We start from the raw sequence: 21,180 nt of genomic DNA, 5'->3' as shown, positions 1-21,180 counted from the left end.
AATGCCGTCAGAGCACGGCATGCAGAATGTTTCCGGCACAACGGCCGTGAAAGAAATTGACCCCGACTTCCAGGGTGTCGCCACGGCGATCGGCATAGCCCAGCCCGGTGCCGAACAGCCCGGGCAGCGCCTGACCGCCGACCATCAGTTCGTGGGTTTGCGGGTGTTTGCACAGATTGCCGTCACGCTCATCGAGGGTCAGGCTGACGCCCGTCGCATTCAGCAGCCCGGGCACTCTCGGGCGGTAGCCGGTGGCATTGATCAGCAGCGCACCGCGGCTGAGCCAGGGTCGCGGATCGGCGTTGCCGATCTGCAACTCGACGCAGGCCCAGGTCCCCGCCTCAATCTGCAACAGGGTGTCGCGGGCGGCGCCGCGCAGGCCACAGAAACGGTTGACCTCGCCGCTTTCCGCGTCGATCAGGTCCTGGGCCTGCAAGGCTGGCGCAACCTTGGCCGAGGCCGCCCACAGTGCCGGACGCTGGCGGCACAGCACCTGGATCGCCGCCGCTGGCAGGCGTCCGGCAAAACGTTGCAGCAGGTAGCCGACCACGGAGAACGCGCTATGGCTGCCCCCCAGCACCAGCAGTGGCCGGCCCTGCTCCAGGGCCTGCAGCAGCAACGGGTCGGCCTGCCCGCGCAACACCCGGTCGGAACACAGGCTCGCCGGCGCCGCGCCCTCTTGCGGCAGCAGCTCGCGCACCCGGGCGCCACAGGCCAGCACCAGGTAACGGCTGTGGCTGCTGCCCCAGTCGCCCTGGACGCTGAAGCCACTGGCGCTGCTGCGGACACTGGCCACCGGGTGGGCAAAATGAATCGCCGCCTTGGGCTGGTCCCGGCACAGATCGAGGATCACCTGGGCCAGTTGGCGCAGGAACGCCGAGACTTCGAGCAGCGACACCACCTGCTCCGGGTTCTGCAGCCAGCGCTGCACCTGGGGCTGGCGCAGGCACTGGGCGAACACCCCATCGCTGCGGATGCCGCGCAGAAAGTCGGCGATCGGCGAATTGGCCTCGATGGCGTAGGCCAGGCACTGCCACTGGCTGAAGGATGCACTGCGCTCATGCACCTGCACCCCGCCGTCGAGCAATGCCTGCAAGCGTCCATTGCGGTCCGCGGCAATGAACAGGCCCAGGGCGGCGGGCCCGAAGCCGATGATCTGTAGCAGCGTTTCCATGGCGTTACCCCTTATAGCGAGAGCATGGGATCGCCCCGGTGGTGACCGGCGCGATCAGAATGAATAGGACAGTTCCAGGGCCAGGTGGGAGTCGCTGGCCAGCGCATCCCACACCGCATCGCTGCGGGAGCTGCTGACCAGCACTGCGGAGACTCCGGCCCGCAGGGCATCGCTGAGCCCCAGGTCGAGGGACGCGCTGAGCATGTTGTTGCCCAAATCCGAGGCCTGCGCGGTGTAGCCCAGGAACAGCGAGGACAGGTGCGCATCGTTGAGTTCCAGGCGCGCGCCGAGCAGGAACTTGCGGTCGAAGATGCTCACCGGGGCCAGGCGCTGATCCTGGTCGCGGTGGTACTCGCCGATCAGGCTCAGGTCGGCGTCACGCCAGGCCCGGGTGATGGCGTATTCCAGGCCGACGGACAGCTTGCGCGAGTTGTAGGCGCTGTCCGAAACCCGCTGGTCCAGGGCTTCGAGCTTGTACAGCCACTGTTCGCGGACCCAGATCGCGTCCAGCCCCCACTGCGTGACCTCGGTGTACTGGGCCACCAGGCTGTCGCCTGCGCTGCGGAACGCCGGCGCCCGGTTGGTGCCCTTGAAGTAGCTCAGGCCGATGTCCAGATCGGACACCGAAACGAAATAGCGCGCCGCCACATCCAGCCCATCCCGATCGGCGCCGTGGAGGTACTCGGCCTGCGACTGCACCCGGTAAGCGGCAAAGCGCGCCGGCTCGCGGTAGAACTGCACCGGCTCGAAACCGTCCAGCAGGTACAGGCTCAGGTGCCCGGGGCCCAGGCTGCTGCCCAGCTTGAGGGCCTTCTGCGAGAGTTTCTCCTCCGGTTGCAGGCCGTCGAGGTTGTCATAGGTGTTGATCACATCCACCAACTGGCGGGTTTCCATGACGCCCCAGTGTTCCTTGATCCGGCCCACCTTGAGCTCGCGGCTGTCCTGCTCCAGCAGCACGAACAGTTCATCCCAGTAGAAGTCCGGGCGCGGATCCCTCTTGGCGCTTTCGAGGTAGCGCGGGTTGACCACCAGCCGCAGGCGCAGGCTGTCCCAGCTCTGCAGGTACTGATAATCCAGGCCCAGTTGCGCGGTGCCGGGCAGATCGTCGTCGACCCCGTCGGCGGGCGACGAGGTGAAGAAATAGCGCTTGAGGGCGATCTTCGCCGACAGTTCCTGCTCCGCCGCCTGGGGCTCGGGCTGGGCCGGCGACCGAGCTTGCGCCTGGGCCTGCCCGACAGCGCCCCACAGCCCCAGCGCCAGGGCCGCAAGCCCGGGACGGCGGGTGATCATTGCGTCAGGTTTCCGAGCCGGGCCGGTTCGAAGGCGTCCTCGCCGATGCCGGTGCGAAACTGCACGTCGGAGCTGACCAGCAGGGTCTGGCGTCCGGTGATGTGGTTGACCATGGTCATGTTCAGGGCGCGCCAGTAGCGTCCCAGGAACAGCTGGTAGCCATCCAGGGTCAGGGTCTTGAACTTGCTGCCCTTGCGGTCGTAGTACTCGGTCTTCATCTGCCGGTAGTCGGCCTTGTTGTACCAGACCCAGATCGACGAATAGCCCGAGTACGGGTACAGCGGCACCTGCTTGACCACCGCGCACTGGGCATCGCCGCAGGGCTCGTCGCGCAGCCACTGGTAGTCGTAGTTGCCGACCTCCATCGAGCCGATGTCCTCATAGGAGAACTCGCTGCCGGAGAACGAGCCGGAACGGTCGGCCGCCGCCACCCGCTTGACCCGCTTGAGGGCCGGCAGGTACAGCCAGACCTGATCGCCCTCCTTGATCTTGGAGTGGATCAGCACCCGGGAATTCTTGATGTTCTCCGGGGCCTCGAAGGTCAGCAGCACCTTGTCCCCCACCGCCGTGCTGGCGGTTTCGAAACTGTTCATGCGCATGAAGCGATCGGTACGGGCGCCCTCCTTCTCCACCAGGGTCAGGCGGATCCGCGCGCTGGTGTCCTGGTAGCCCAGGTCGCTGTCGCGCCAGCGATGGGCGTATTGCTGCCCCAGTTCCTGTTCAGGGCTGGCCAGGGTCGGTGCCTGGTGCAACAGGGCGCACAGTGACAGGCAGGCGCTGAATGCGGCTTTGTGGTTCATGGTCGAGTCCTTGTCTGAATGAGGGTCGGGTCAGGCTTCGCGGGGCGCCAGCCGAGTGGCGGCACGGCCCCACAGGAAGCGGTCGAAGGTCAGCAGCACCAGGGGCAGGCACAGGGCGTCGAAGATCAGTCCGAGGAAGATCGCGATCACCGCCAGCAGGCCGAAGTCGGCGTTCATGGAAAACGGCGAGAGGGTCATCACCATGAAGCCCGAGGCGAGGATCACCGAGTTGGCGAACACCGAGGGCAGCACATGCTGGTAGGTCAGGCGCAGGGCTTCCCGGGGCGAATGCCCCTGCTCCAGGCGCAGCCCCTTGTAGTGGCTCATGATGTGGATCGTGGCCTCGACGATCAGGCCGTAGACCACCACGCAGACGTTGATCGCCGCGGTGTTGATCTCGCCGCGCCACAGGCCCCAGAGGCCGAACATGATGAAGAACGGAAAGATGTTGGGCAGCACGCTGATCAGCCCCAGCCCGGCGTTGCGCAGGAAGAACGCCACCATCAGGGTGATGGTCAGCAACTCGAACAGCAGGCCGTTGACCATGTACTCGATGCTGATGTGGGTCAGGTTGGCGAACACCACCGCCTCCCCCGTGCCCAGGCCCGGGATCAGCGCGCTGCGCCGGGCATTGGCCTGCCACCAGTCATCGGCGCGCTGCTTGATGTCGCGGATCTGCTGGGTGTCGAGCCGGGTCAGGGTCACCACCAGGCGCGTGGCCGACTTGTCGATGTTGATCTGGCTGCCCAGGTCCAGGCCGAAGGGCAGCGACATCTCGTAGACCAGCAGCATCTGCGCCGCCAGCGCCGGGTCCACCGGCAAGCGGTAGTCCTCGGGCCGACCGCCGTTCATGGTCTGGTTGAGCTTCTTCAGGGCATCGCCGAGGGTGGTCACCGAATCGACCTCCGGCTGGGTCCTGAGCCATTGGGCGAAGCGATCCAGCTCCTGCAGAAAGGCCGGATCGGAGATATCGCCCTTGCTGGAGGTGGCGACGTACTCCAGGCGATAGATGCCGGACAGGTTGTCCATGGCGAACTCGGTGGCATTGCGCACCGGGATGCTGGTGTCGAAGTTCTCGACGATCCGGTCATTGATCAGGTTGTGGCGCGCCGGCTCGATCGCCAGCACGAACAGCACCACGAAGCCCAGCAGGCAGAGTTTCGGGTAGCGCAGCAACGGCTCCATGTACGCCGAGTAGCGGCGGCTGGCCGCGCCTTCCAGCGGCTTGAGGCGCAGCAGCGGAATCAGCACCGCGGCCACCGAGAGAGTCACCAGCAGCGCCATCACCGCGCCGATCGCGGCCAGCACGCCGAACTCCTTGTAGGGCGGCGACGCGGCGAACACCAGGCTGTAGAAGCCCACGGCATTGGTCGCGGTGCCGATGGCGATGGGCTTGATGGTGTCCTTGATCGCCGCACAGGCCAGGTCCACCCGGCGCTCGCCGTACTGGCCGCTCATCTGCCGCGCCGCCGACAGCACGTGCATGATCTCCGCCACCGAGGTGGCCAGCACGATGGTCGGCAGCAGCCCGGTCAGCGCGGTCGCCTCGAACCCCAGCCAGCCGCTGGCGCCCAGGGTCGCGGCGGTGGCCAGGCTGATGGCGATCAACACCACCAGCAGCGCACCGAGGCTGCGCAGCATCAGCACGCTGGCCAGGAGAATGATCAGGTACATCAGCGGGGTCAGCACCGCCATGTCCTGCTGCGCGGCTTGCGGGTAAGCCGCCTCCACCGCGGCCAGCCCGGTCAGGTGCACTTGCAGCCCGGGGTTATTGCGCGCGAAGTCATCCAGCAGGCGCTGGCCTTCGGCGGTGGCGGCGAGCGCCGCGTCCAGGGTCTGGGGCGGAAACTGCAGGGTCACCAGCACGCCCACGGTCTGCCCATCACTGGACACCAGGCGCTTGACCAGTTCGATGTCATTGCGTCCCAGGCGCTCCATCAGCTGGATATGCGCCGGTGTCAGGTCCGCCGGTTCGCGCACCAGGGCCTCGACGTGCACCGTGTCGTCCTCGGCGAACACGTGCTGGAAGTTGGTCACCGAGTCGACCCGATAGGCGTGGGGAATGTGCCAGGCGCGCTGGGTCAGCTCATGCAGCTGTTCCAGGTAGGCACGGGTGAACATCGTGCCCTTGGGGTTCTTGATCACGAACAGCAGGGTGTCGGACTTGCCGAACTGGCGATGCAGCGCATCCAGTTGCTCGACGGTCTTTTCGCCCTCGGGAAAGAACGCCCGGTAGTCGGCGGCGAAGCGGATCGAGGTCATCCCCCAGGACAGCACCGCCACCAGGATCAGCGTCAGGGTGAACAGCCAGAAGCGGTAACGCTTGAGCCAGCGCTCGAAGGTTGAAGTGGCCATCAGCGGCGCCCTCTAGGACCGGTGCCGATCAGCTCAAGCAGCTGGGCGACGCCCTCCTCGACGCTGCGTCCGGCCGTCTCGATCTGGCACTCGCAGGCCGGCGGCGGCTCATAGGCGCTGTCGATCCCGGTGAACTGCGCCAGCTGGCCGCTGCGGGCCCGGGCATACAGGCCCTTGGGGTCGCGGGACTCGCACAGCGCCAGGGCGGTGGCCACGTGCACTTCAAGGAAGTGCCCGCCAGGAAACAGCGCCCGTGCCCGCTGGCGATCCTCGATAAAGGGCGAAATGGCGCTGACCAGCACGATGTAGCCACTGTCGTAGAACAGCCGGGCGACCTCCCCCAGGCGGCGGACGTTTTCCTTGCGGTCGGCGGCGGAGAACTTCAGGTCGCTGTTCAAGCCACTGCGCAGATCGTCGCCATCGAGCACCCTGACCCGCGCCCCCAGCGCTTCGAGCCGGGCCTCCAGGGCCCTGGCCAGGGTCGACTTGCCGGCACCGGACAGGCCGGTGAACCAGACGCACAGCGGCCCGTGGGCCAGCGCCGTTGCGCCACCGCGGGCCCTGCCGCCGGTGTCGCCCTTGCTCATGTCATAGCTATTCACTGTCACGTCTCTCATAGGCACATCCAATGGGGTCACTCATAGACCGAGCGAATGATTCGGCAGGGGTTGCCCGCCGCCAGCACACCGGGGGGAATCGAACGGGTGACCACGCTGCCGGCGCCGATCACGCTGTTGTCACCCACCTCCACACCTCCCAGCAGCACGGCGCCGGCACCGACCCAGACGTCGTTGCCCAGGACGATCGGCGCCGCGCGCTGCACGCATTTGCGCCGGCCATCGACCAGCACCGTGCGCGCCTCGGGCTGCAGCGGGTGGCGGGTGGTCATCAGTTGCACGTTGGGCGAGAGGTAGACCCGGTCGCCAAGGACGATCCGGTTGCCGTCGACAAAGGTGCAGTTCATGTTGATGAACACCTCGTCGCCGATCTCGATATGCACGCCGTAGTCGCAATGGAAGTTGGCTTCCACCCAACTGTTGCGCCCCACTCGCTTGAGCAGCCGGGCCAGCAAGGCTTGTTGTTGCTTGATATCCAGCGGCGAACAGTTGTTGTAGAGCCGCTGCAACTCCTGGGCACGCATGCGCATCCGTGCCAGTTCCATATCAGGGGTGCAGAACCATTCACCGGCCAACATGAGTTCCCGGGCCGAAGGTTGTTTGCGGCTTGCGTTAGTTGCAACTTGCGAAACATCCATGAGCAACTCCGAAGTTCAATAAGTTCAGGCCTGCGGCAACTTTTCATAGACGGATATATGTTTGAACGAACCCTCGACGAAGGGCGTCTTGTCCCAGCTCGACCAACGCTCCAGCAGACGCATGCCGGCCAGTTCGGCCATCAGGTCCAGCTCGGCCGGCCAGGCGTAGCGCAGCTCCACCGGAATCACCCGCATGCCCTGCGCCTGCAGGCGGATAAAGCGACAGCTGACCCGCTGGGCCACCGGGTCCAGGCGCGAGGCTTCCAGCAGCACCTCGTTGCGCTCCAGGCCACCGACGTACACCGGCTGGTCCTTGGCGTAGCGCGACAGGTCCGGGTAGAAGGTTTCGATCACCAGCCGTCCGTGTTCCTTGAGCAAGCCGCTGGTGGCCTTGAAACAGCTGACCTGGGCGGCCTGGGACGGCAGCAGGAACAACGAGCTGAAGGTGCAGAAGGCCAGGCTGAAAGGTCCGCCGCGGACCCCTTCGAGGGTGGCGAAGTCGGCCTGGGTCAGTGGCAGCTCGGCGCCGCCGGGCTTGGCCCGCAGTTTCTCCAGCATCGACGGCGAAGCATCGACGCCATGCACCTGGACCCCGCGCTCGCGCATCGGCAAGGCAAAGCGCCCGGTGCCGATGCCCAGTTCCAGGACCGGCTCGCGGGTGCCGGCCATGGCCACCAGCACTTCGATGGCATTGGCCGGCGCCTCGCCATACAGATCGTCATAGATATCGGCCAGGGTTTCGCCGTAGGTGCTGGCATCGCTCATGTGCTGTTCCACTCTGTGTTTTTTTGGGCAATAAGGTCCCGTGCGGGGGATAGAATCCCCCGCAGGAAACAACCGTTAGTTAAGTGTTCAGTTCAAGGAACTAGTGATTGAGTGCTTGCCTTATATAATCGGCAAGATGTTTGTCTTGAACATCCGCTAGTGTCAGCAGTTTTATATGTCGGCGAAACTTTCCCGAGCCTTCCAGAACCCGATGCGGGTCTTCGAACAGATAGCCCTGGCCAAACTCCACCGACACATGTCCGGTATAGGCGTAGACCCCGCAGAACGGCGCGACACGGGAAAACAGGATGCCCCCGTACTTCACCGATTCGGCGACCGTGCCACAGCACTCCTCCACCACCTGGCGTACCCGTTGCACCACCTGCAGCAGGTGGCCGTGGGTGCTGCCGATGTCCTCGAGCAAGGTCAGAACCGCATCTTCGGTTTTACGCATGCTTGGGCACTCCCTGCCGCTGTCTTGGGTCGGACCGAGCAATCACTGGCCCACCGGGGTGCACAGCTCCACCAGGGTCCCGGCCGGGCAGCGAACATAGGAAACCACCTGCCCCCAGGGCTTTTTCTGCACTGGCGCATGTTCCGTGGCGCCGAAGGCCAAGGCCTTGGCATGGGCCTTGGGCACATCGTCGGTGACCAGGGCGATCTCGATGCCCAGGGGTTGCTGCTGGGGGCTGCAGAACTGATAGCCGCCTTCGCAGTTGGAATGGGCCAGCTCGCGACTGGCAAACGCCAGGGTGGTGGCGCCACTGTCGAGTTCACCGTAATCACCGGATTCGTCGAGAAAGCGCCGGGAGAAGCCGAAGGCGTCTTCGAAGAAACGGATCGAGGCTTCGACATCGGGGACATAAACAATCGTGTATCCAAACTTCACAGTGTCACTCCTTAAATTGCTCTGTTTATGCGACTCGTGGTGCCGCAGGGCAGCCGCGAGCCGGTGTGGATTTTCCCGGTAAGGCTGTACTTGCGCCAGCACTGAATGCCCCTGCCGCCGGTGTTTCATCGGGCCGCCTGCATCAGGCACTGCACCACCTGCTCCAGGGCAGCCCCGGACAGCAGGCTGTAGTGATCCGCGGTCAGGGTCAGGCAGCGCTCGCCCACGGCTTGCTCGGCCAAGGGCCGCAGGCCGCTGGAGCGGTGTTCGACACTGGCCCGCAGGTGCCAGCTCGGGCAATTCACCGGCCGGTAGCGATAGTCCAGCAGGGCCGCGTAGTGCCGACAGAACAGGGCAAAGCGTTCCTGGGAGGCGCTTTCGGCGATGGCCGGCAGCGCCTGGCCCTCGGCCTGGATCCGTGCGGACTGCTCCAGGTCGCGCTGGAACAGTTGCTGCAACAGGCTGGGCGGCAACTCCGGCGCCGGCTCCGGCGGCGCGCCCGCGTCGAGGGTCACCAGGGCCGGCCGCACCTGCCCCTCGGCACTCAGCAGGCGGGCCATTTCCACCGCCAGCACACCGCCGAACGACCAGCCGGCGACCACCACCGGGCGCCCGGCCAGCAGGCGCTCCTGCAGCTGTCCGAGGTACTCCCGGGCCTGGGCCTGGAGGCTGTCGAAACGCTGCCCGGCGTCGGCGCACAGGCCGATCACCTCGAAGCTCTCGCGCAGCAAGCGGATCAGCGGCCAGTAGCACGACAGCGCGCCGCCCACCGGGTGCACCAGCACCAGCAGCGGCCGGTTGTCATCGACGCGGGCGCAGAAGTCCACCCGATTGCGCGGCCGCTGTCCGCCGCCCTGCAGGTAGCCGAGCAAGGCATTGACCGAGGGGTAGGCGTAAATGTCCGCCAGACTCAGGTCCAGCCCCAGTTCGCTGTTCAGTGCCAACAGGATGTGCACCGCATGCAGTGACGAAGCTCCTTGGTCGAACCAGGACGCGTCGGCCTCGCGCAGCGCCGGCAGGACCCGCTGCACGCAGCCCAGCAGCAGTTCCCGGCGCGCCGAGAAGCCTGCATCCGCGGCCGCCGCCTGTGGCCCGCAGAGCCCCGGCAGCAAGGCCCGCAGCGCCTCGCGGTCGACCTTGCCATTGGCCGTCAGCGGCAACTGCGCCAGGGCGAACAGGCGCACCGGCACCATGTAGGGGTTGAGGTACTGGGCGGCGAAGTCCTGCACCGACTCGCCGCTGGGCAGCGGCTCGCGGGCCACGAAGAAGCCGTACAGGGCGCCGCTGCCGTCGACGCAGGTGGCCGCCTGTTGCACCCCGGGGGCCCGGGCCAGCACCGCCTCGATTTCCGCCAGTTCCACACGCATGCCATTGAGCTTGACTTGCAGGTCCTCGCGGCCGAGGAACTCGATCTCCCCGTCCATGCGCAGGCGGCCCATGTCGCCGGTACGGTAGACCCGCTGCTGCAACCCGGGCTCGATGAAGAACGCCTGGTCGGTACGCTGGCGGTCGTGGATGTAACCGGCGGCCAGGCCTTCGCCGGCGATGTACAGCATGCCCTTGACCGCGGGCGGACAACGGCGGCCCAAGGCGTCGAGTATGTAGAAACGCTGATTGCTCAGGGGCCGTCCGTAGGGAATGCTCGGCCATTGCCGGTCCACCTGCCGGACCTCGAAGCAATTGGACCAGATGGCCGCTTCGGTGGCCCCGCCCAGGGCCATGAAGCGCGAGCCCGGGGCCAGTTCCCGCAAGCGTTCGGGCAGGCCCAGGGCGATCCAGTCGCCGCTGGCCATCCACAGCCGCACGCTGGCGAGAGCGTCCGGCCGGTCCACGGCCCTGGCGTAGCCCAGGGCCATTTCCATGATCGCCGGAACCGAGTTCCAGACACTCGCCCGGTGGCGCTGCGCGGCGTCGAGCCAGGCTTGCGGATCAGTGCTGCGCTGGCCATTGGCCGCGAGGATCAGCGCACAGCCGCACAGGGCCGGCATGAACAGGTCGAACACCGACAGATCGAAGCTGAACTCACTGACCCCGAGCAAGCGGTCCGCAGGCTCGATGGCCAAGCGTTCGCGGCAGTCCTGCAGGGTGTTGAGCGCCGCGCGATGGCTGATCGCCACGCCCTTGGGCGTACCGGTGGTGCCCGAGGTGAACATGATGTAGGCCAGGGCCGTATCCACCGCCGGGTAGGCCGGGCTGATCGCCGGGCCCCGGGCCTCGGACGACTGCAGCCAGTGCCGGTAGTTGAGCGACCAGTTCACCGGCGAAGCGATGATCGCCGCGATGTCCCCGTCGTCATCGCCCAGGACCGTGGTGGCCGCGGCCTGATTGATGATCGAATGCACCCGGCGCGGCGGCGAAGTCTTGCTCACCGGAACATAGGTGGCACCGGCCATCAGCACCGCGTAGATCGCCACCACGTTGCCAATGTCACGACTGCCACGCACCACCACATGGTCGCTGGGCCCGACTCCGTTCTCGTTCAGGTGGCTGGCCAGGCGACTGGCCAGACACAGCAACTGGGCAAAGCTCAGGCTGGCATCGTCGCTCAACACCGCCGGCGCGTCGGGGCGCTGCGCCGCCTGATGCAGCAGCCCCTGATAGAGCGCCTGTCCGGACAGCGGCCGCTGCAAGTGGTTGAAACGGTCGACCCGTTCCAGCAAGGACTGCGGCAAGGGCAGCTCGCTCAAGTCCCAGCTCTGCGGCTGCAGGGCCAGGCGCTCCAGGGCGCCATGAAAATGCTCGAAGGCCTGGGCAATCAGCCCGGTTTCGAACAGCCCCTCGCGCTCGTCCCAGGACAGGCACAGGCCGTCGGCGCTGGCGAAGGCCTGGGCGTCGATCCAGATCTGCGGCGTCATCATCGCGTGGTCGGTCTGCTGCAGGGGCGCGGCCGGCAGGTCCATCTCCAGCAACGAGGAGAACACATAGGGCATCGGCGGCTCGGCGCTGCTGGCCCGCTGGTCGTGCTCGCGGATCCACTGGCGGACCACCGACACGCCGTCGTAGGCGCCATGCTGCAGCGCCGCGTACAGATCCTGTTGGACCTGCCGGGCACAGGCGGCGAACGCCAGAGGCTGGGGCGGCAGGTCAAGCAACAGGGTGTCGGCCTGGTTGCCGAGGGTCGAAGCCAGCGCCGGTTCGAGCTGTGCCCGGGTGTTGTACATGACGCTGCAGGTTACCGAGGCCTTGCCCGACCAGCGCGCCAGGGTCTGCAGGAACAGGGTCAGCAAGGTGGCGTTGAGCGACACCTGATGGCGTCTTGCCGCGGCCTCCAGGGCCTGTTGCAGCTGCGGGCCCAGGATCCGCCGGTGCTCGATGAAACGCGGCGCCGTCGGCGTTCCGGGGCTGCGCCGGGCCAGGGGCAGATCGGGGCCGGCGGCCAGTTGGGGAATCTTGCGCTGCCAGTAGTGGCGGGCCTTGAAACGCGCCAGACGCCGGTCGCGGCTCAAGGCCGCGAGCGCCGCCGGGGCATAGCCGGGGAGCGCGCCGTCGGCCTCCTGCGTCACCAGTGCCAGCAGGTCGTTGATGAAGATCTGCACCGCCGGCGCATCGAACAACGCCAGCCGGTAGACCACATGCAGGCAGCGCTCCTCGTGGTCCTCCACCAGTACCAGGCGCAGCAGCGGCTGTTCCGCGGCCAGGGGCGCAATGGGCATGGCGCTGTCCGCCAGGGAGGCGCAATGCCGCGCCCGCGCACCGGCCAGCGCGGGCTGTTGCTCGACGCTCGGCAACCCCGCGGCCAGGGGCTTGAAGCGCGGTGAATGGGCGTCCAGGGTGTAGCCCAGGACCGGATGCCGGACCAGCATCCGCGCCAGGGCGCTCTGCAGCTGTGCCGCCGTCGGCACGGCACCGGCATACACCAGGTGCAGGTAGGCGGCGCTGCCCTGGCTGAAGGCCGAGTGCTCCCCCAGCCAGTAGGCCTGGCGCAGGCCGGCCAAGGGTGCCGCCAGCGGGTCGGGCGGCGCCAGGTAATCCAGCAGACGGTGCTTTTCCTGGCCGACGCTGTGCCGGATGTCCGCGGGCAGCCCGGCCTCGTCGCAGCGATAGCGCAGGCGCCCGGCCTCTTCGTAGAGATGGACGCCGCGCTGCTCCCAATGCTCGATCAGTGTCGCCACCGCCTGGCTCATAGTTCGCCCTCCAGCATCGACGCTCGCGGCTCGCTGTGCGCCGCGCGCAGCAGCCCGGCGACGAACTCGCCGAGGCTAGCGGTGCCGACGATCAGGGTCAGGTCGATACCGTCCTCGCCCCACAGCTGCGGGTGACGTTGTTCCAGCAGCGCGCACAGCTGAAGGGCCTGCAGCGAGTTGCCACCGCAGCCGAAGAAGTTGGCCGCGCCGTCCAGCTGGTGCGGCGCCAGTTTCAGCAACTGGGCACACAGCCCCAGCACATCGTCCAGCAGCCGGGCCTGCAACGGGCCCGTCGAGATTGCACTAGTCATGGACGGCTCCCAGCAGCGCCCGCGCCGCCAGCACATAGGCATCGCTGCCCAGGCCGGCGATGAAACCGTGGCACAGGGGCGCCAGCACCGAGCTGTGGCGGAACGCTTCGCGGGCGAACAGGTTGGAGATGTGCACTTCCATCCAGCGGCCCGGGTAATCCTGCAGCGCATCGCGCAGGGCCCAGCCGGACATCATCAGGGCCCCCGGATTGATAATCAGGGCTTCGGCCTGGTGCTGGCTTTCGATGAAGTCGATCAGCTCGCCTTCGTGATTGCTCTGCCGGGCCAGCAGCGTCCAGCCGCGGGCAGCGGCCAGCGCGCCGACCTCGCGGGTGATCTCGGCCAGGCTCTTGGCGCCATAGACCTGGGGCTCACGCTGCCCCAGGCGGCCCAGGTTGGGGCCATTAAGCAGGAGTAACGTCGGCATGGCTGGCCACCTCCAGCAGGGCCAGGATCTGGCGTGGGTCGGTCAATCGATAGGTGCAGGGGTAGCGCCGGATGTCCTCGGCGGGATGGTCCCAGAGCGCCAGCGCGGTCTGCATGCCCGCCGCCTCGCCGCATTGCAGGTCGGCCAGGGCGTCGCCGATGAACAGGCAGCCGGCGGCCGGCACCTGCAAGTGCTCGACGATGATCCGTGCCATGTCCGGCGCCGGCTTGGGGTTGGCCACATCGTCGCTGCCGACGATCCGCGCGAAGTACTGCAGCAGGCCCAGGTGATCGAGAATCGCCACCGTGCGCTGGTGATCCTTGCCGGTGGCGATGGCCATGGGAATGCCCCGGTCGCGCAGCCCCGCCAGCAGCGGGCGGACGCCATCGAACACGCGGATCTTCTGCATCCGCGCATTGCTTTCCTGCATGAACACCGGATGCATCTGTGGCGGCAGCCCCATGATCTTCATGATCTGCACGAAGCTGCGGCCCAGGTGCTTGCAGTATTCGCTGAAGGGTGGCGGCTCGACATCCGCCCCCAGCACCTGGGCGTGGGCCGCGTGATAGGCCTCGCGGATCACCTGCTTGCTGTCGATGAGGGTGCCGTCGAGGTCGAAGATGACCGCGTTGATCGCAGATTCAGACATGGGCCGCAGTCTCCAGCGCCGCTTGATGATCCAGGCCACGGTCCACCGTGGCCACCATGGGGGTCAGCGCCAGGGACTGCGGCGCCAGGAAGGCCGCGACCCGGGCGAACTCGCCGTGCGGGTCCTGCAGCACCCGTTGATAGTCCAGCTCCAGCAGTTGCATGTTGGGCCGCTGGCGGACCCAGGCCAGGACCTCTGCCACATGCTCGCGATACAGCCGGGCCAGGTCCTGCGCCTCGCGCGCGCCCCAGGCCTGGCCGCTGTGGTGCTCGGCCATGTCGCGCTGCGAGCGGATCACCGCGTCGATCTCGCGGTGCATGAACAGCACCCGGTAGCCATGGGTCGCCGGCAGGTACTGGAGAAAGCGCGACACCAGCTTGACCGCCCGCCCGCGGGCCTGATCCATCCAGGCCAGATAGCCGTCCCGAGTCTTGACCGCCTCCCATTCGAAGTAGCCATGGGGATTGCGCGCATCGCCCTGGCGCAGGTAGTCGGTCAGCGGCGCCAGGCCGCCACTGGCCAGGGCGCGCATCATCATCGAGGTGCCGGAACGCGGCAGCCCCGACACCACGGTCACGCTGCCGCCATCGGCAGCGACACAGTCCGGCACGTTCATGCACTCATATTGCTTAAGCATCCCTGCTCCTTAGTCGTTCTGTTGCGGGCCCGGGTCCCGGGGCTCGCGCTGCACCAGCCCGAGCCGATGGCCGAAGGGGTCCTCGATCACCGCCTTGTAGCTGCCCCAGAGGGTCGCCACCGGCGGCTCGATGATCCGCGCCGCCGCCGGCAGCCGGGCGATCAGTGCATCGAGCCCGGACACCAGCAAGTCATGCATCACCGCCGCCGATGGCCAGGGGCGCTCCGGGTCCTCGATCAGGCCGAAGCCGGCACCGCCCTGCTCGTCCACGTCCAGGCTGATCCAGCGGGTCGGGGCAAAGCGCCGGCTGACGCGGAACCCCAGGACCTCCACGTAGAAGGCTTCGGCGGCGGCCAGGTCGGGCACCGCCAGGGTGGCGAAGCACAGGGTCGAGCCACTCAGCAGGGCAGGCATTGGCGCGCCTCCTCGGGCTGTGGCCGGGCACCGACCTGGAACTCGAAGGCGACCCGGTGGCGAATCAGCGCGCAGACCACCGAGGCCTCGATGCTCGCCGCCAACTGCGCCTGCAGCCGGGAGCGTTGCGCCGCCGGCCAGCCCTCGACCTGCAGGTCCAGCTCGATGTCCTGCAGGTGCACCGGGGTCGGCGCCACCTCGCACATGCCGCGGATGTCGACCATGGCGCGGATGTCCAGGCGCACCGCCCCGGGCAATTGCTGGCGGCGGCTGAGCTGGGCCAGCACATCGGCGGCGATGGCCATCAACAGGTACTCCTGGGGGTTGGGGCCCCAGTCGATGCCCGCCAGCTGCTTGGGCTGGTCGATGGGAAAACTGCGCCGATCCTCGGGCGCCTGCCCGGCGAAATCGGCACGCAACTGGGTGCCGTAGAGCCACTGGCAATCCAGGCTCAGGGCCTGCCCCGGCGCCGCAGCGGCGGATGCCGGGGCGCTGTCCAGTGGCGCAAAGCGCTGCCAGTCCTCTGGGCGCCCGGCATCCACCAGCCGCGCCGCCAGCCCCAGGGGCTGGACGAAAGTCTGATGGTTGGGGCTGTGGGTCTTCACCGCCTCGATCACCTCCAGCGCCTCGCTGAGCTTCTTGTCGGTTCCCGAGCGGATCTCGTAGCGCACCTGGGGCGCGGCGGCGCCGGCCTCCTGCAACTGCGCACGGGTGGTCATGGACAGGTGATCGACGGTGGTCCGGCGCGCGGAAAACCCTGAAACCGCCGACACCAGGAAGCACCCGGACAACGCCGCCAGGGCCAGTTCCTGGGGCCACGCCGGGTCCAGCAGGCCGTGGCACTGCAACGCCGGGCTCGGGCGGATCGGCACCTCGAAATGCCGCGGCGCGCGCAGCAGGCCGATGGTCGCCGGGGCGACCCCGGCGAGCATGCCGGCGGCAGGCGAATACTGGGCGTAGGCCCCATAGCGGAAGATCGCCTGGGCCGGCTCTTGCTGGATCTCGTGGACGATCTCACTGAAACCCGAGATGTTCATGCCGTTTCTCATGGCTGCTCGCCTCCTTGGTAGACCTGCTGCAAGGCCTGTTCGAGGTCGGCGCACAGGTCGTCGGGATCCTCGATCCCCACCGACAGGCGCACCAGCCCGGGATTGAGGCCGATCTTGGTCTGCTGCTCGCGGGTCAAGCCGCTGTGGGAGGTGTTGAACGGCAGGCTCACCAGGGACTCCACGCCGCCCAGGCTGGTGGCGCAGGTGATCAGCCGCAGGTGCTCCAGCAGCGCCAGCGCCGCGGCGTCGCCGCCCTCCAGTTCAAAGCTGAGCATGCCGCAGGTGGCCTGGCCGGCGTACTGGTACAGATGGGGGTGGGCATAGTCCTGGGCGTACAGCGAATGCACCCGCTTGACCCGCGCGTGCCGTTCGAGAAAAGCCGTGACCTGCCGGGCGCCGGCGGCATGGGCCTGCATGCGCACCGCCAGGGTCTTCATGCCCCGCTCCAGGAGGAAGCACACGAAGGGGTCGAGGCTGCCGCCAAAGCGCAGCAGCTGGGCCCAGATCCGGTCCACCAGCTTGCGACTGCCCGCCACGGCGCCGCTGGTGGCGTCGCTGTGGCCGTTGAGGTACTTGGTGGCCGAGTGGATGACGATGTCCGCGCCCCATTCCAGGGGGCGGCAACTGATGGGGGACAGGAAAGTGTTGTCCACCACCAGCAGAATGTTCTGCTGTTTGCACAATGCGGCGATGGCGACCAGGTCGATGGCCTTCATCAGCGGGTTGGACAGCAGCTCGAAGAACATGATCTGGGTTTGCGGGCGGATGGCCCGGCGGATCTCGTCCAGGTCCAGCGGATCGACATAGCTCACCGAGCGCCCGGCCTGGCCGATATCGGCGTGCAGCAGGCTGTAGCTGCCGCCGTACAGGTCATAGGAAGAAATGATGTGGCCGTTGCGATTGGTCAGGGCGAACAGGGTCGAGGATATCGCCGCCATGCCCGAGGACAGCACCAGGGCGCTCTGCGCGCCTTCCAGCGCGGCCACCTTCAACTGCACCGACCATTGCCCCGGGTTGCCGTAGCGGCTGTAGGTCGGGATGTCGCGGATATAGCCTTCCAGAAACGACTCGTAGGTGGTCTGGCTGAAGCGGAAGGTGGTGCTGGGAAATATCGGCGTGCCCACCGCCCCGGTCACCGGGTCCTCATAGGTGCCGGCGTGCACACAGAGTGTCGCCGCCGTCTCGCCCTGGTTCAGGCAACGATTGTTGGCCATCGCCGGACCGGCCAGGCGCTGGCGGTTCAACTGGTTGAGCCAGGGCAACTGGGCGTCGGTGCCGGGACGATTGGCAAACTCCGCCGCGGTCTTGTTTACGTCGTTCACACGCATTCCCTCGTCTTGCGAATCTTGCGGGTGATCCAGCGGATGCCGGATCACCCTGGTCGGTACGGGCCGAGAACAGCACGCCCGAGCTTGGCTAACGGGATCGGCCGCCAGCCAGGTCAGCCCACCCGGGCCTGGGTCTTGTCGGCGACGAAGGCCTCCAGGCGCTCCAGGGAATTGACCAGTTCGATGGACAGCTCGTTGTCCTCGATGGAGAAGCCAAATTCGGTTTCCACCTGGATCAGCAGTTGCAGGGCGTCGATCGAGTTCAGCCCGAGGCTGCCGATCAGGTCCCCTCCCGAGAGGTCTTCCCGGTTCAGTTCACGGCCCACGGTGCTGGAGAACACTTTGATCAAGCGGTCGGTGTCGGTCATTTTTCTAAACTCCTGGTGAATAACATCGTGCATTGGTAAATCGTCGATTCGCGGCGCCAGACTGGCTCGGCGACGAATCCATGGCGCGCCAGCGCCGTCACCACTTCGGCCTGCCGCGGGTACTGGCAGCCACCATGGGTCAGCCAGTCCACACCGACGGCCGCCGAAGCCGTGTCGTTGAAAAAGATCTCGTCGATGATCAGCTGGCCATCGGGCCCCAGGCGTTCAAGCAAGGCCGGCAGGGCCTGGGCCACCCCGGGCTGATGCAGGGTGTTGTCGAGCACGATCACGTCGAACCCGCGCGCGTCCAGCTGCGCCAGGTCCTCGTGGCTGTGCACCGGAATATCCGCCGCCGGCGGGTTGAGCCCGCCCAGCTGCACGATCCGACTGGCCCGGCAATCCAGGCGCCGACGGCCCAGCAAAGCCTGGGTGTACACCGCGCCGGTGGCGCAGATGTCCAGCAGGGCGATGGCCCTGGGGGCCTTGTGCAGGGCCTTGCGCCAGGTCAGTTGGGCTGCCAGTTGCTTGTCCGCCCCGGCCACCGCGCGCTGGTAACGGCGCTGCAGTTGCGGGTGCTTGGGGGTCTGTTCGAAGGCGCGCCGGTCCAGGCCGTCGTGCAGCACCGCCAGCAACGCGTCCAGGCGGTTCCAGTGGCGGCTGTTGAAGGACTCCAGGTCCAGCACCGCGGCCAGGTCCTCCAGGTCCTGCGGCGTCTCGGCCTCCGCGGCCTCGTGCAGCAGGCCGTTGGCCTGGGCCGTGTCGAAGGCCACCGCCAGGGTGTGGGCATGCAGGCCGGTGCGCTGGGCGATCTGATCGACGCTCAGGCCCTGGGCACTGAGCTGCAAGGCCCCGCTCTCCCATAGCGCCAGCAGCAACTGCGAACGCTTGTAGGCATGGGCGGCCTCCAGCAGCACCTGATTGTTCGCCGGACGATAGCGCCGGCTGAGCAGCGGCTTGCCGTTGCCGCTGCGGGCGATCAGCGGCGTGCGCTCGAAACGGTCGGGAACCTTGGCCGGCGCCAGGTGGGCCTGGCAATGCTCGCGCAGCAGGCGCGGGTCCCACGGGCGTTGCGGGTTCCAGACCACGAAGGCAAAGACATGGTCGTTGCCCGCCTGGGCCGACTTGACCGCACGCACCGCGCAATCCTGCACATCCGGGTGGCTGCCCAGCACCGACTCGATCTCGAACGGCGAGATCCAGCGCTCGCCACGGCGGATCGCCGTGCTTTCGCGGCCGACGATGCTGTAGCCGGCGGCGCTCTGTTCGGCGATGTCGCCGGTGTCGTAGAGGCGCCCGTCTTCGAGTCGCACCTTGAGGGCGAAGGGCAGGCCCGGCGCGCCCGGCTGCAGCACCTCGATCCCCGGCATGGGAAAGCCGATGGACAGCGGCGGCAACGGCGCGACGCCGGCAAACACCGCACCGCTTTCGGTGCTGCCATAGTTGCGCGACAGGCCGATGCCGAAGGCCTGCTGGAACTGCTGGTCGAGCTGGCCGTCCACCGGGCCGGCGCCGGACATCACCCCCTTGAGCCCTTCGGGACGGGTTCCCGGTCCGCCGCGCTGGGCCAGCAGACCGGCCAGCAGTGGCGTCACCACGGCATGGCTGGCCCAGTGGCGCAACGCCCGCAACCCGGCCCCCAGCTCCGTGGGCTTGCAGACCCGCACCTGGCTCCCGGCCAGCAGCGCGCCCCATAACCAGCCCAGGGCATAGGCGTGATACACCGGAGCGATGAACAGCACCCGGTCCTCGGGGGCCAGTTGCAGCAGGCGGCAGTAACGCAGGCCTTCGTCACGCCAGCTTTGCAGATCGCGAAAGATCAGCGACGGCTCGCCGGTGGTGCCCGAGGTCAGCAGATACAGGCCACGCCGCTGCGGCAGCGGCGCCGCCTCGCCGCTGCCCGGCTCCAGGCGGGTCACCTGCAATTGCCCCTGGTCCAGCGCCAGGCAGTGGCTGATGGCGGCCTGGGCCGCGTAGCGCTGCAATTCCCCGGGCCGGGCATCGCTGGCCACCAGCAGCGGCGACAGGCCGTGCTGCAGCAGCATCAGCAGCAGAGCGACATGCTCCAGGGAACTGTCGAACACCAGCAGCAGGCGCTGCGGGCCAGCGGCGGCCAGCGCCGCCAGCGGCTCTGCCCAGCGCTCGCGCACGGCGACAGGCAAGGCGGCCAGCACCGGGCCGGCGGTCACTTCGTTGAACCAGCGCTCGTCGTCAGGCCACTCATGCACCATGGCGATAGGCCTCCTTGGCGTGTTCAAGCAGGCTCCTGACCGCTGCCGGAGCGTAGGACGGCGCGCGGCACAGTTCGTCGAGGCTGATGGCGTCCTCGAAGTACAGGCTCAGGGTGTCCCAGGGGGTGAAGCAGCCCTTGCAGGCATCCAGGCGCGGCCGCTCGGCCAGCAGCAATTGATAGAAAGGTGAACGGTTGACCGGGGCCAGGGCCTTGTTCCAGTCGTCCTCCAGCAGGTTGCCCATGTTGTGGAACCAGATGTTCGGGCACGGCGTGGCCACGCCGTCGCTGAAGGTCGACAGCACCAGCCGCGGCAGGTGGCAGCGCCAGGTGCGCCGGCCCTGGTGATAGAAGGAACTGAGGCGGTCCAGGTAGGCCTTGGGCGGCAGGATCTGCGGGTAGCGCTCGCGCAGCTCGAACAGCTCATCGATCAGCGGATACTGCTCGGGCCGGACCTTGAAGCTGTCGCTGTCCGGGCCGCGCACGGGGAAGGGAAACAGCTGCGGCGGGTTGTCTTCGAACTGGGCGCACCATTCGACGAACTCCCGCAGGTAAGGCGCGCTGCGATCATTCAGCACGCCGTAGATTTCCAGCGGCAGGCCGGCCTCCAGGACCATGGCGATGCGCTCCATGATCATCTCGTGGATGCGCGGCGACAGGACCCGGTAGCTGTTGCCCTCATAGTGGCTGCTGTCCAGGGAAATCTGCACCACGACATTGCCCAGCTCGGCCAGGCGCCGCACTTTGTCCCGGGTCAGCGGCAGGCCGTTGGTCTGGACGATCAGCACCTCGTGCAGCGGCGCCATGCGCTCGATGAAGCTCATGATGCCCTTGATGATGAAGATCTCGCCGCCGGTGAGTTTCAGCAGCGGTGGCCTGAAGGTGCGGTTGACCCGTTCGACGATGGTCTGCAGGCGCTGGCCCAGCTCGCTGTCTTCGCTGTAGACGTCATGCACCGGCGGTTGGAAGATCAACTTGCCCTCGTGGGACGACTTCATGTTGCTCTGCCCGGTCAGGCAGTAGGTGCAGCCCAGGTTGCAGGAGTCCTCGTTGATCACCAGGTCGTTGCCCAGCAAGCGGCTGTGGCCGAGGAAGTTCACCGGTTCGGCTTTGCTCAT

The 21,180-nt window shown here is 67.2% G+C and carries 20 protein-coding genes; all 20 read right to left on the bottom strand.

The features are described 5' to 3' along the window. Window positions 1–7: 7 nt before the first annotated feature. Window positions 8–1,174 carry an FAD/NAD(P)-binding protein gene (locus BLV47_RS12405; RefSeq protein WP_092313920.1) on the bottom strand — a complete coding sequence of 389 codons (1,167 nt, stop codon included), beginning with the start codon at window positions 1,172–1,174 and terminating at the stop codon, window positions 8–10. 54 nt (window positions 1,175–1,228) lie between these two features. After that, on the bottom strand, window positions 1,229–2,464 hold the full coding sequence (locus BLV47_RS12400; RefSeq protein WP_092313918.1) for a hypothetical protein: 1,236 nt from the start codon (window positions 2,462–2,464) through the stop codon (window positions 1,229–1,231). Continuing rightward, the gene (locus tag BLV47_RS12395; protein WP_092313916.1) at window positions 2,461–3,264 is read right to left on the bottom strand and encodes an outer membrane lipoprotein-sorting protein; all 804 of its coding nucleotides are present in this window, start codon (window positions 3,262–3,264) and stop codon (window positions 2,461–2,463) included. The genes BLV47_RS12400 and BLV47_RS12395 overlap by 4 nt, the downstream gene beginning before the upstream one ends. A gap of 30 nt (window positions 3,265–3,294) precedes the next feature. Next, complete coding sequence (locus BLV47_RS12390) at window positions 3,295–5,619, bottom strand: efflux RND transporter permease subunit (RefSeq protein ID WP_092313914.1); 2,325 nt, start codon at window positions 5,617–5,619, stop codon at window positions 3,295–3,297. Continuing rightward, window positions 5,619–6,221, bottom strand: a complete 603-nt coding sequence (gene cysC, locus BLV47_RS12385) for an adenylyl-sulfate kinase (RefSeq protein ID WP_244168868.1) — start codon at window positions 6,219–6,221, stop codon at window positions 5,619–5,621. The genes BLV47_RS12390 and cysC overlap by 1 nt, the downstream gene beginning before the upstream one ends. 32 nt (window positions 6,222–6,253) lie before the next feature. Beyond that, entirely contained in the window at window positions 6,254–6,814 is a 561-nt protein-coding gene (locus BLV47_RS12380; protein ID WP_042941677.1) for a sugar O-acetyltransferase, read from the bottom strand. 84 nt (window positions 6,815–6,898) lie between these two features. Then, window positions 6,899–7,639: a class I SAM-dependent DNA methyltransferase gene (locus BLV47_RS12375; protein WP_092313910.1), complete on the bottom strand. Its 741-nt coding sequence runs from the start codon at window positions 7,637–7,639 to the stop codon at window positions 6,899–6,901. 100 nt (window positions 7,640–7,739) lie between these two features. Next, window positions 7,740–8,093: a DUF1801 domain-containing protein gene (locus tag BLV47_RS12370; RefSeq protein ID WP_016966241.1), complete on the bottom strand. Its 354-nt coding sequence runs from the start codon at window positions 8,091–8,093 to the stop codon at window positions 7,740–7,742. A 42-nt stretch (window positions 8,094–8,135) separates the two neighbouring features. Then, window positions 8,136–8,528 (bottom strand): VOC family protein, encoded by a 393-nt coding sequence (locus BLV47_RS12365; protein WP_092313908.1) that lies wholly within the window; start codon window positions 8,526–8,528, stop codon window positions 8,136–8,138. Between the two features lie 125 nt (window positions 8,529–8,653). Further along, the gene (locus BLV47_RS12360; protein WP_092313906.1) at window positions 8,654–12,652 is read right to left on the bottom strand and encodes a non-ribosomal peptide synthetase; all 3,999 of its coding nucleotides are present in this window, start codon (window positions 12,650–12,652) and stop codon (window positions 8,654–8,656) included. Further along, window positions 12,649–12,963 carry a phosphopantetheine-binding protein gene (locus tag BLV47_RS12355; protein WP_167365653.1) on the bottom strand — a complete coding sequence of 105 codons (315 nt, stop codon included), beginning with the start codon at window positions 12,961–12,963 and terminating at the stop codon, window positions 12,649–12,651. Before BLV47_RS12355 ends, BLV47_RS12360 begins: the two co-directional genes overlap by 4 nt. Then, a complete protein-coding gene (locus BLV47_RS12350) occupies window positions 12,956–13,390 on the bottom strand; it encodes a type II 3-dehydroquinate dehydratase (protein WP_016967067.1) in 435 nt (144 codons plus the stop codon). The genes BLV47_RS12355 and BLV47_RS12350 overlap by 8 nt, the downstream gene beginning before the upstream one ends. After that, the gene (locus BLV47_RS12345) at window positions 13,368–14,039 is read right to left on the bottom strand and encodes an HAD-IA family hydrolase (RefSeq protein ID WP_092313902.1); all 672 of its coding nucleotides are present in this window, start codon (window positions 14,037–14,039) and stop codon (window positions 13,368–13,370) included. Before BLV47_RS12345 ends, BLV47_RS12350 begins: the two co-directional genes overlap by 23 nt. Continuing rightward, window positions 14,032–14,676 (bottom strand): sulfotransferase, encoded by a 645-nt coding sequence (locus BLV47_RS12340; RefSeq protein WP_143038269.1) that lies wholly within the window; start codon window positions 14,674–14,676, stop codon window positions 14,032–14,034. The genes BLV47_RS12345 and BLV47_RS12340 overlap by 8 nt, the downstream gene beginning before the upstream one ends. Before the next feature lie 9 nt (window positions 14,677–14,685). Beyond that, on the bottom strand, window positions 14,686–15,090 hold the full coding sequence (locus tag BLV47_RS12335) for a VOC family protein (protein WP_016967070.1): 405 nt from the start codon (window positions 15,088–15,090) through the stop codon (window positions 14,686–14,688). After that, window positions 15,075–16,139, bottom strand: a complete 1,065-nt coding sequence (locus BLV47_RS12330) for an OsmC family protein (RefSeq protein WP_085057525.1) — start codon at window positions 16,137–16,139, stop codon at window positions 15,075–15,077. Before BLV47_RS12330 ends, BLV47_RS12335 begins: the two co-directional genes overlap by 16 nt. After that, window positions 16,136–17,461, bottom strand: a complete 1,326-nt coding sequence (locus BLV47_RS12325) for a trans-sulfuration enzyme family protein (protein WP_208605263.1) — start codon at window positions 17,459–17,461, stop codon at window positions 16,136–16,138. Before BLV47_RS12325 ends, BLV47_RS12330 begins: the two co-directional genes overlap by 4 nt. Window positions 17,462–17,580: 119 nt before the next feature. Further along, window positions 17,581–17,835 carry an acyl carrier protein gene (locus tag BLV47_RS12320; RefSeq protein WP_016967073.1) on the bottom strand — a complete coding sequence of 85 codons (255 nt, stop codon included), beginning with the start codon at window positions 17,833–17,835 and terminating at the stop codon, window positions 17,581–17,583. Then, the gene (locus BLV47_RS12315) at window positions 17,832–20,063 is read right to left on the bottom strand and encodes an ANL family adenylate-forming protein (RefSeq protein ID WP_092313896.1); all 2,232 of its coding nucleotides are present in this window, start codon (window positions 20,061–20,063) and stop codon (window positions 17,832–17,834) included. The genes BLV47_RS12320 and BLV47_RS12315 overlap by 4 nt, the downstream gene beginning before the upstream one ends. Next, complete coding sequence (locus tag BLV47_RS12310) at window positions 20,053–21,180, bottom strand: radical SAM protein (protein WP_092313894.1); 1,128 nt, start codon at window positions 21,178–21,180, stop codon at window positions 20,053–20,055. The genes BLV47_RS12315 and BLV47_RS12310 overlap by 11 nt, the downstream gene beginning before the upstream one ends.

It is taken from the genome of Pseudomonas saponiphila (assembly GCF_900105185.1).
GTDB lineage: Bacteria > Pseudomonadota > Gammaproteobacteria > Pseudomonadales > Pseudomonadaceae > Aquipseudomonas > Aquipseudomonas saponiphila.
This window is presented reverse-complemented; position numbering and strand designations above follow the sequence as displayed.

Bases quoted from the DNA above. Each gene is read 5' to 3' on its own strand.
- BLV47_RS12355 (WP_167365653.1), bottom strand. From the start codon at position 12,963: ATGACTAGTGCAATCTCGACGGGCCCGTTGCAGGCCCGGCTGCTGGAC.
- BLV47_RS12360 (WP_092313906.1), bottom strand. From the start codon at position 12,652: ATGAGCCAGGCGGTGGCGACACTGATCGAGCATTGGGAGCAGCGCGGC.
- BLV47_RS12400 (WP_092313918.1), bottom strand. From the start codon at position 2,464: ATGATCACCCGCCGTCCCGGGCTTGCGGCCCTGGCGCTGGGGCTGTGG.
- BLV47_RS12335 (WP_016967070.1), bottom strand. From the start codon at position 15,090: ATGCCTGCCCTGCTGAGTGGCTCGACCCTGTGCTTCGCCACCCTGGCG.
- BLV47_RS12395 (WP_092313916.1), bottom strand. From the start codon at position 3,264: ATGAACCACAAAGCCGCATTCAGCGCCTGCCTGTCACTGTGCGCCCTG.
- BLV47_RS12375 (WP_092313910.1), bottom strand. From the start codon at position 7,639: ATGAGCGATGCCAGCACCTACGGCGAAACCCTGGCCGATATCTATGAC.
- BLV47_RS12350 (WP_016967067.1), bottom strand. From the start codon at position 13,390: ATGCCGACGTTACTCCTGCTTAATGGCCCCAACCTGGGCCGCCTGGGG.
- BLV47_RS12380 (WP_042941677.1), bottom strand. From the start codon at position 6,814: ATGTTGGCCGGTGAATGGTTCTGCACCCCTGATATGGAACTGGCACGG.
- BLV47_RS12390 (WP_092313914.1), bottom strand. From the start codon at position 5,619: ATGGCCACTTCAACCTTCGAGCGCTGGCTCAAGCGTTACCGCTTCTGG.
- BLV47_RS12315 (WP_092313896.1), bottom strand. From the start codon at position 20,063: ATGGTGCATGAGTGGCCTGACGACGAGCGCTGGTTCAACGAAGTGACC.
- BLV47_RS12405 (WP_092313920.1), bottom strand. From the start codon at position 1,174: ATGGAAACGCTGCTACAGATCATCGGCTTCGGGCCCGCCGCCCTGGGC.
- BLV47_RS12320 (WP_016967073.1), bottom strand. From the start codon at position 17,835: ATGACCGACACCGACCGCTTGATCAAAGTGTTCTCCAGCACCGTGGGC.
- BLV47_RS12340 (WP_143038269.1), bottom strand. From the start codon at position 14,676: ATGCTTAAGCAATATGAGTGCATGAACGTGCCGGACTGTGTCGCTGCC.
- BLV47_RS12370 (WP_016966241.1), bottom strand. From the start codon at position 8,093: ATGCGTAAAACCGAAGATGCGGTTCTGACCTTGCTCGAGGACATCGGC.
- BLV47_RS12330 (WP_085057525.1), bottom strand. From the start codon at position 16,139: ATGAGAAACGGCATGAACATCTCGGGTTTCAGTGAGATCGTCCACGAG.
- BLV47_RS12345 (WP_092313902.1), bottom strand. From the start codon at position 14,039: ATGTCTGAATCTGCGATCAACGCGGTCATCTTCGACCTCGACGGCACC.
- BLV47_RS12310 (WP_092313894.1), bottom strand. From the start codon at position 21,180: ATGAGCAAAGCCGAACCGGTGAACTTCCTCGGCCACAGCCGCTTGCTG.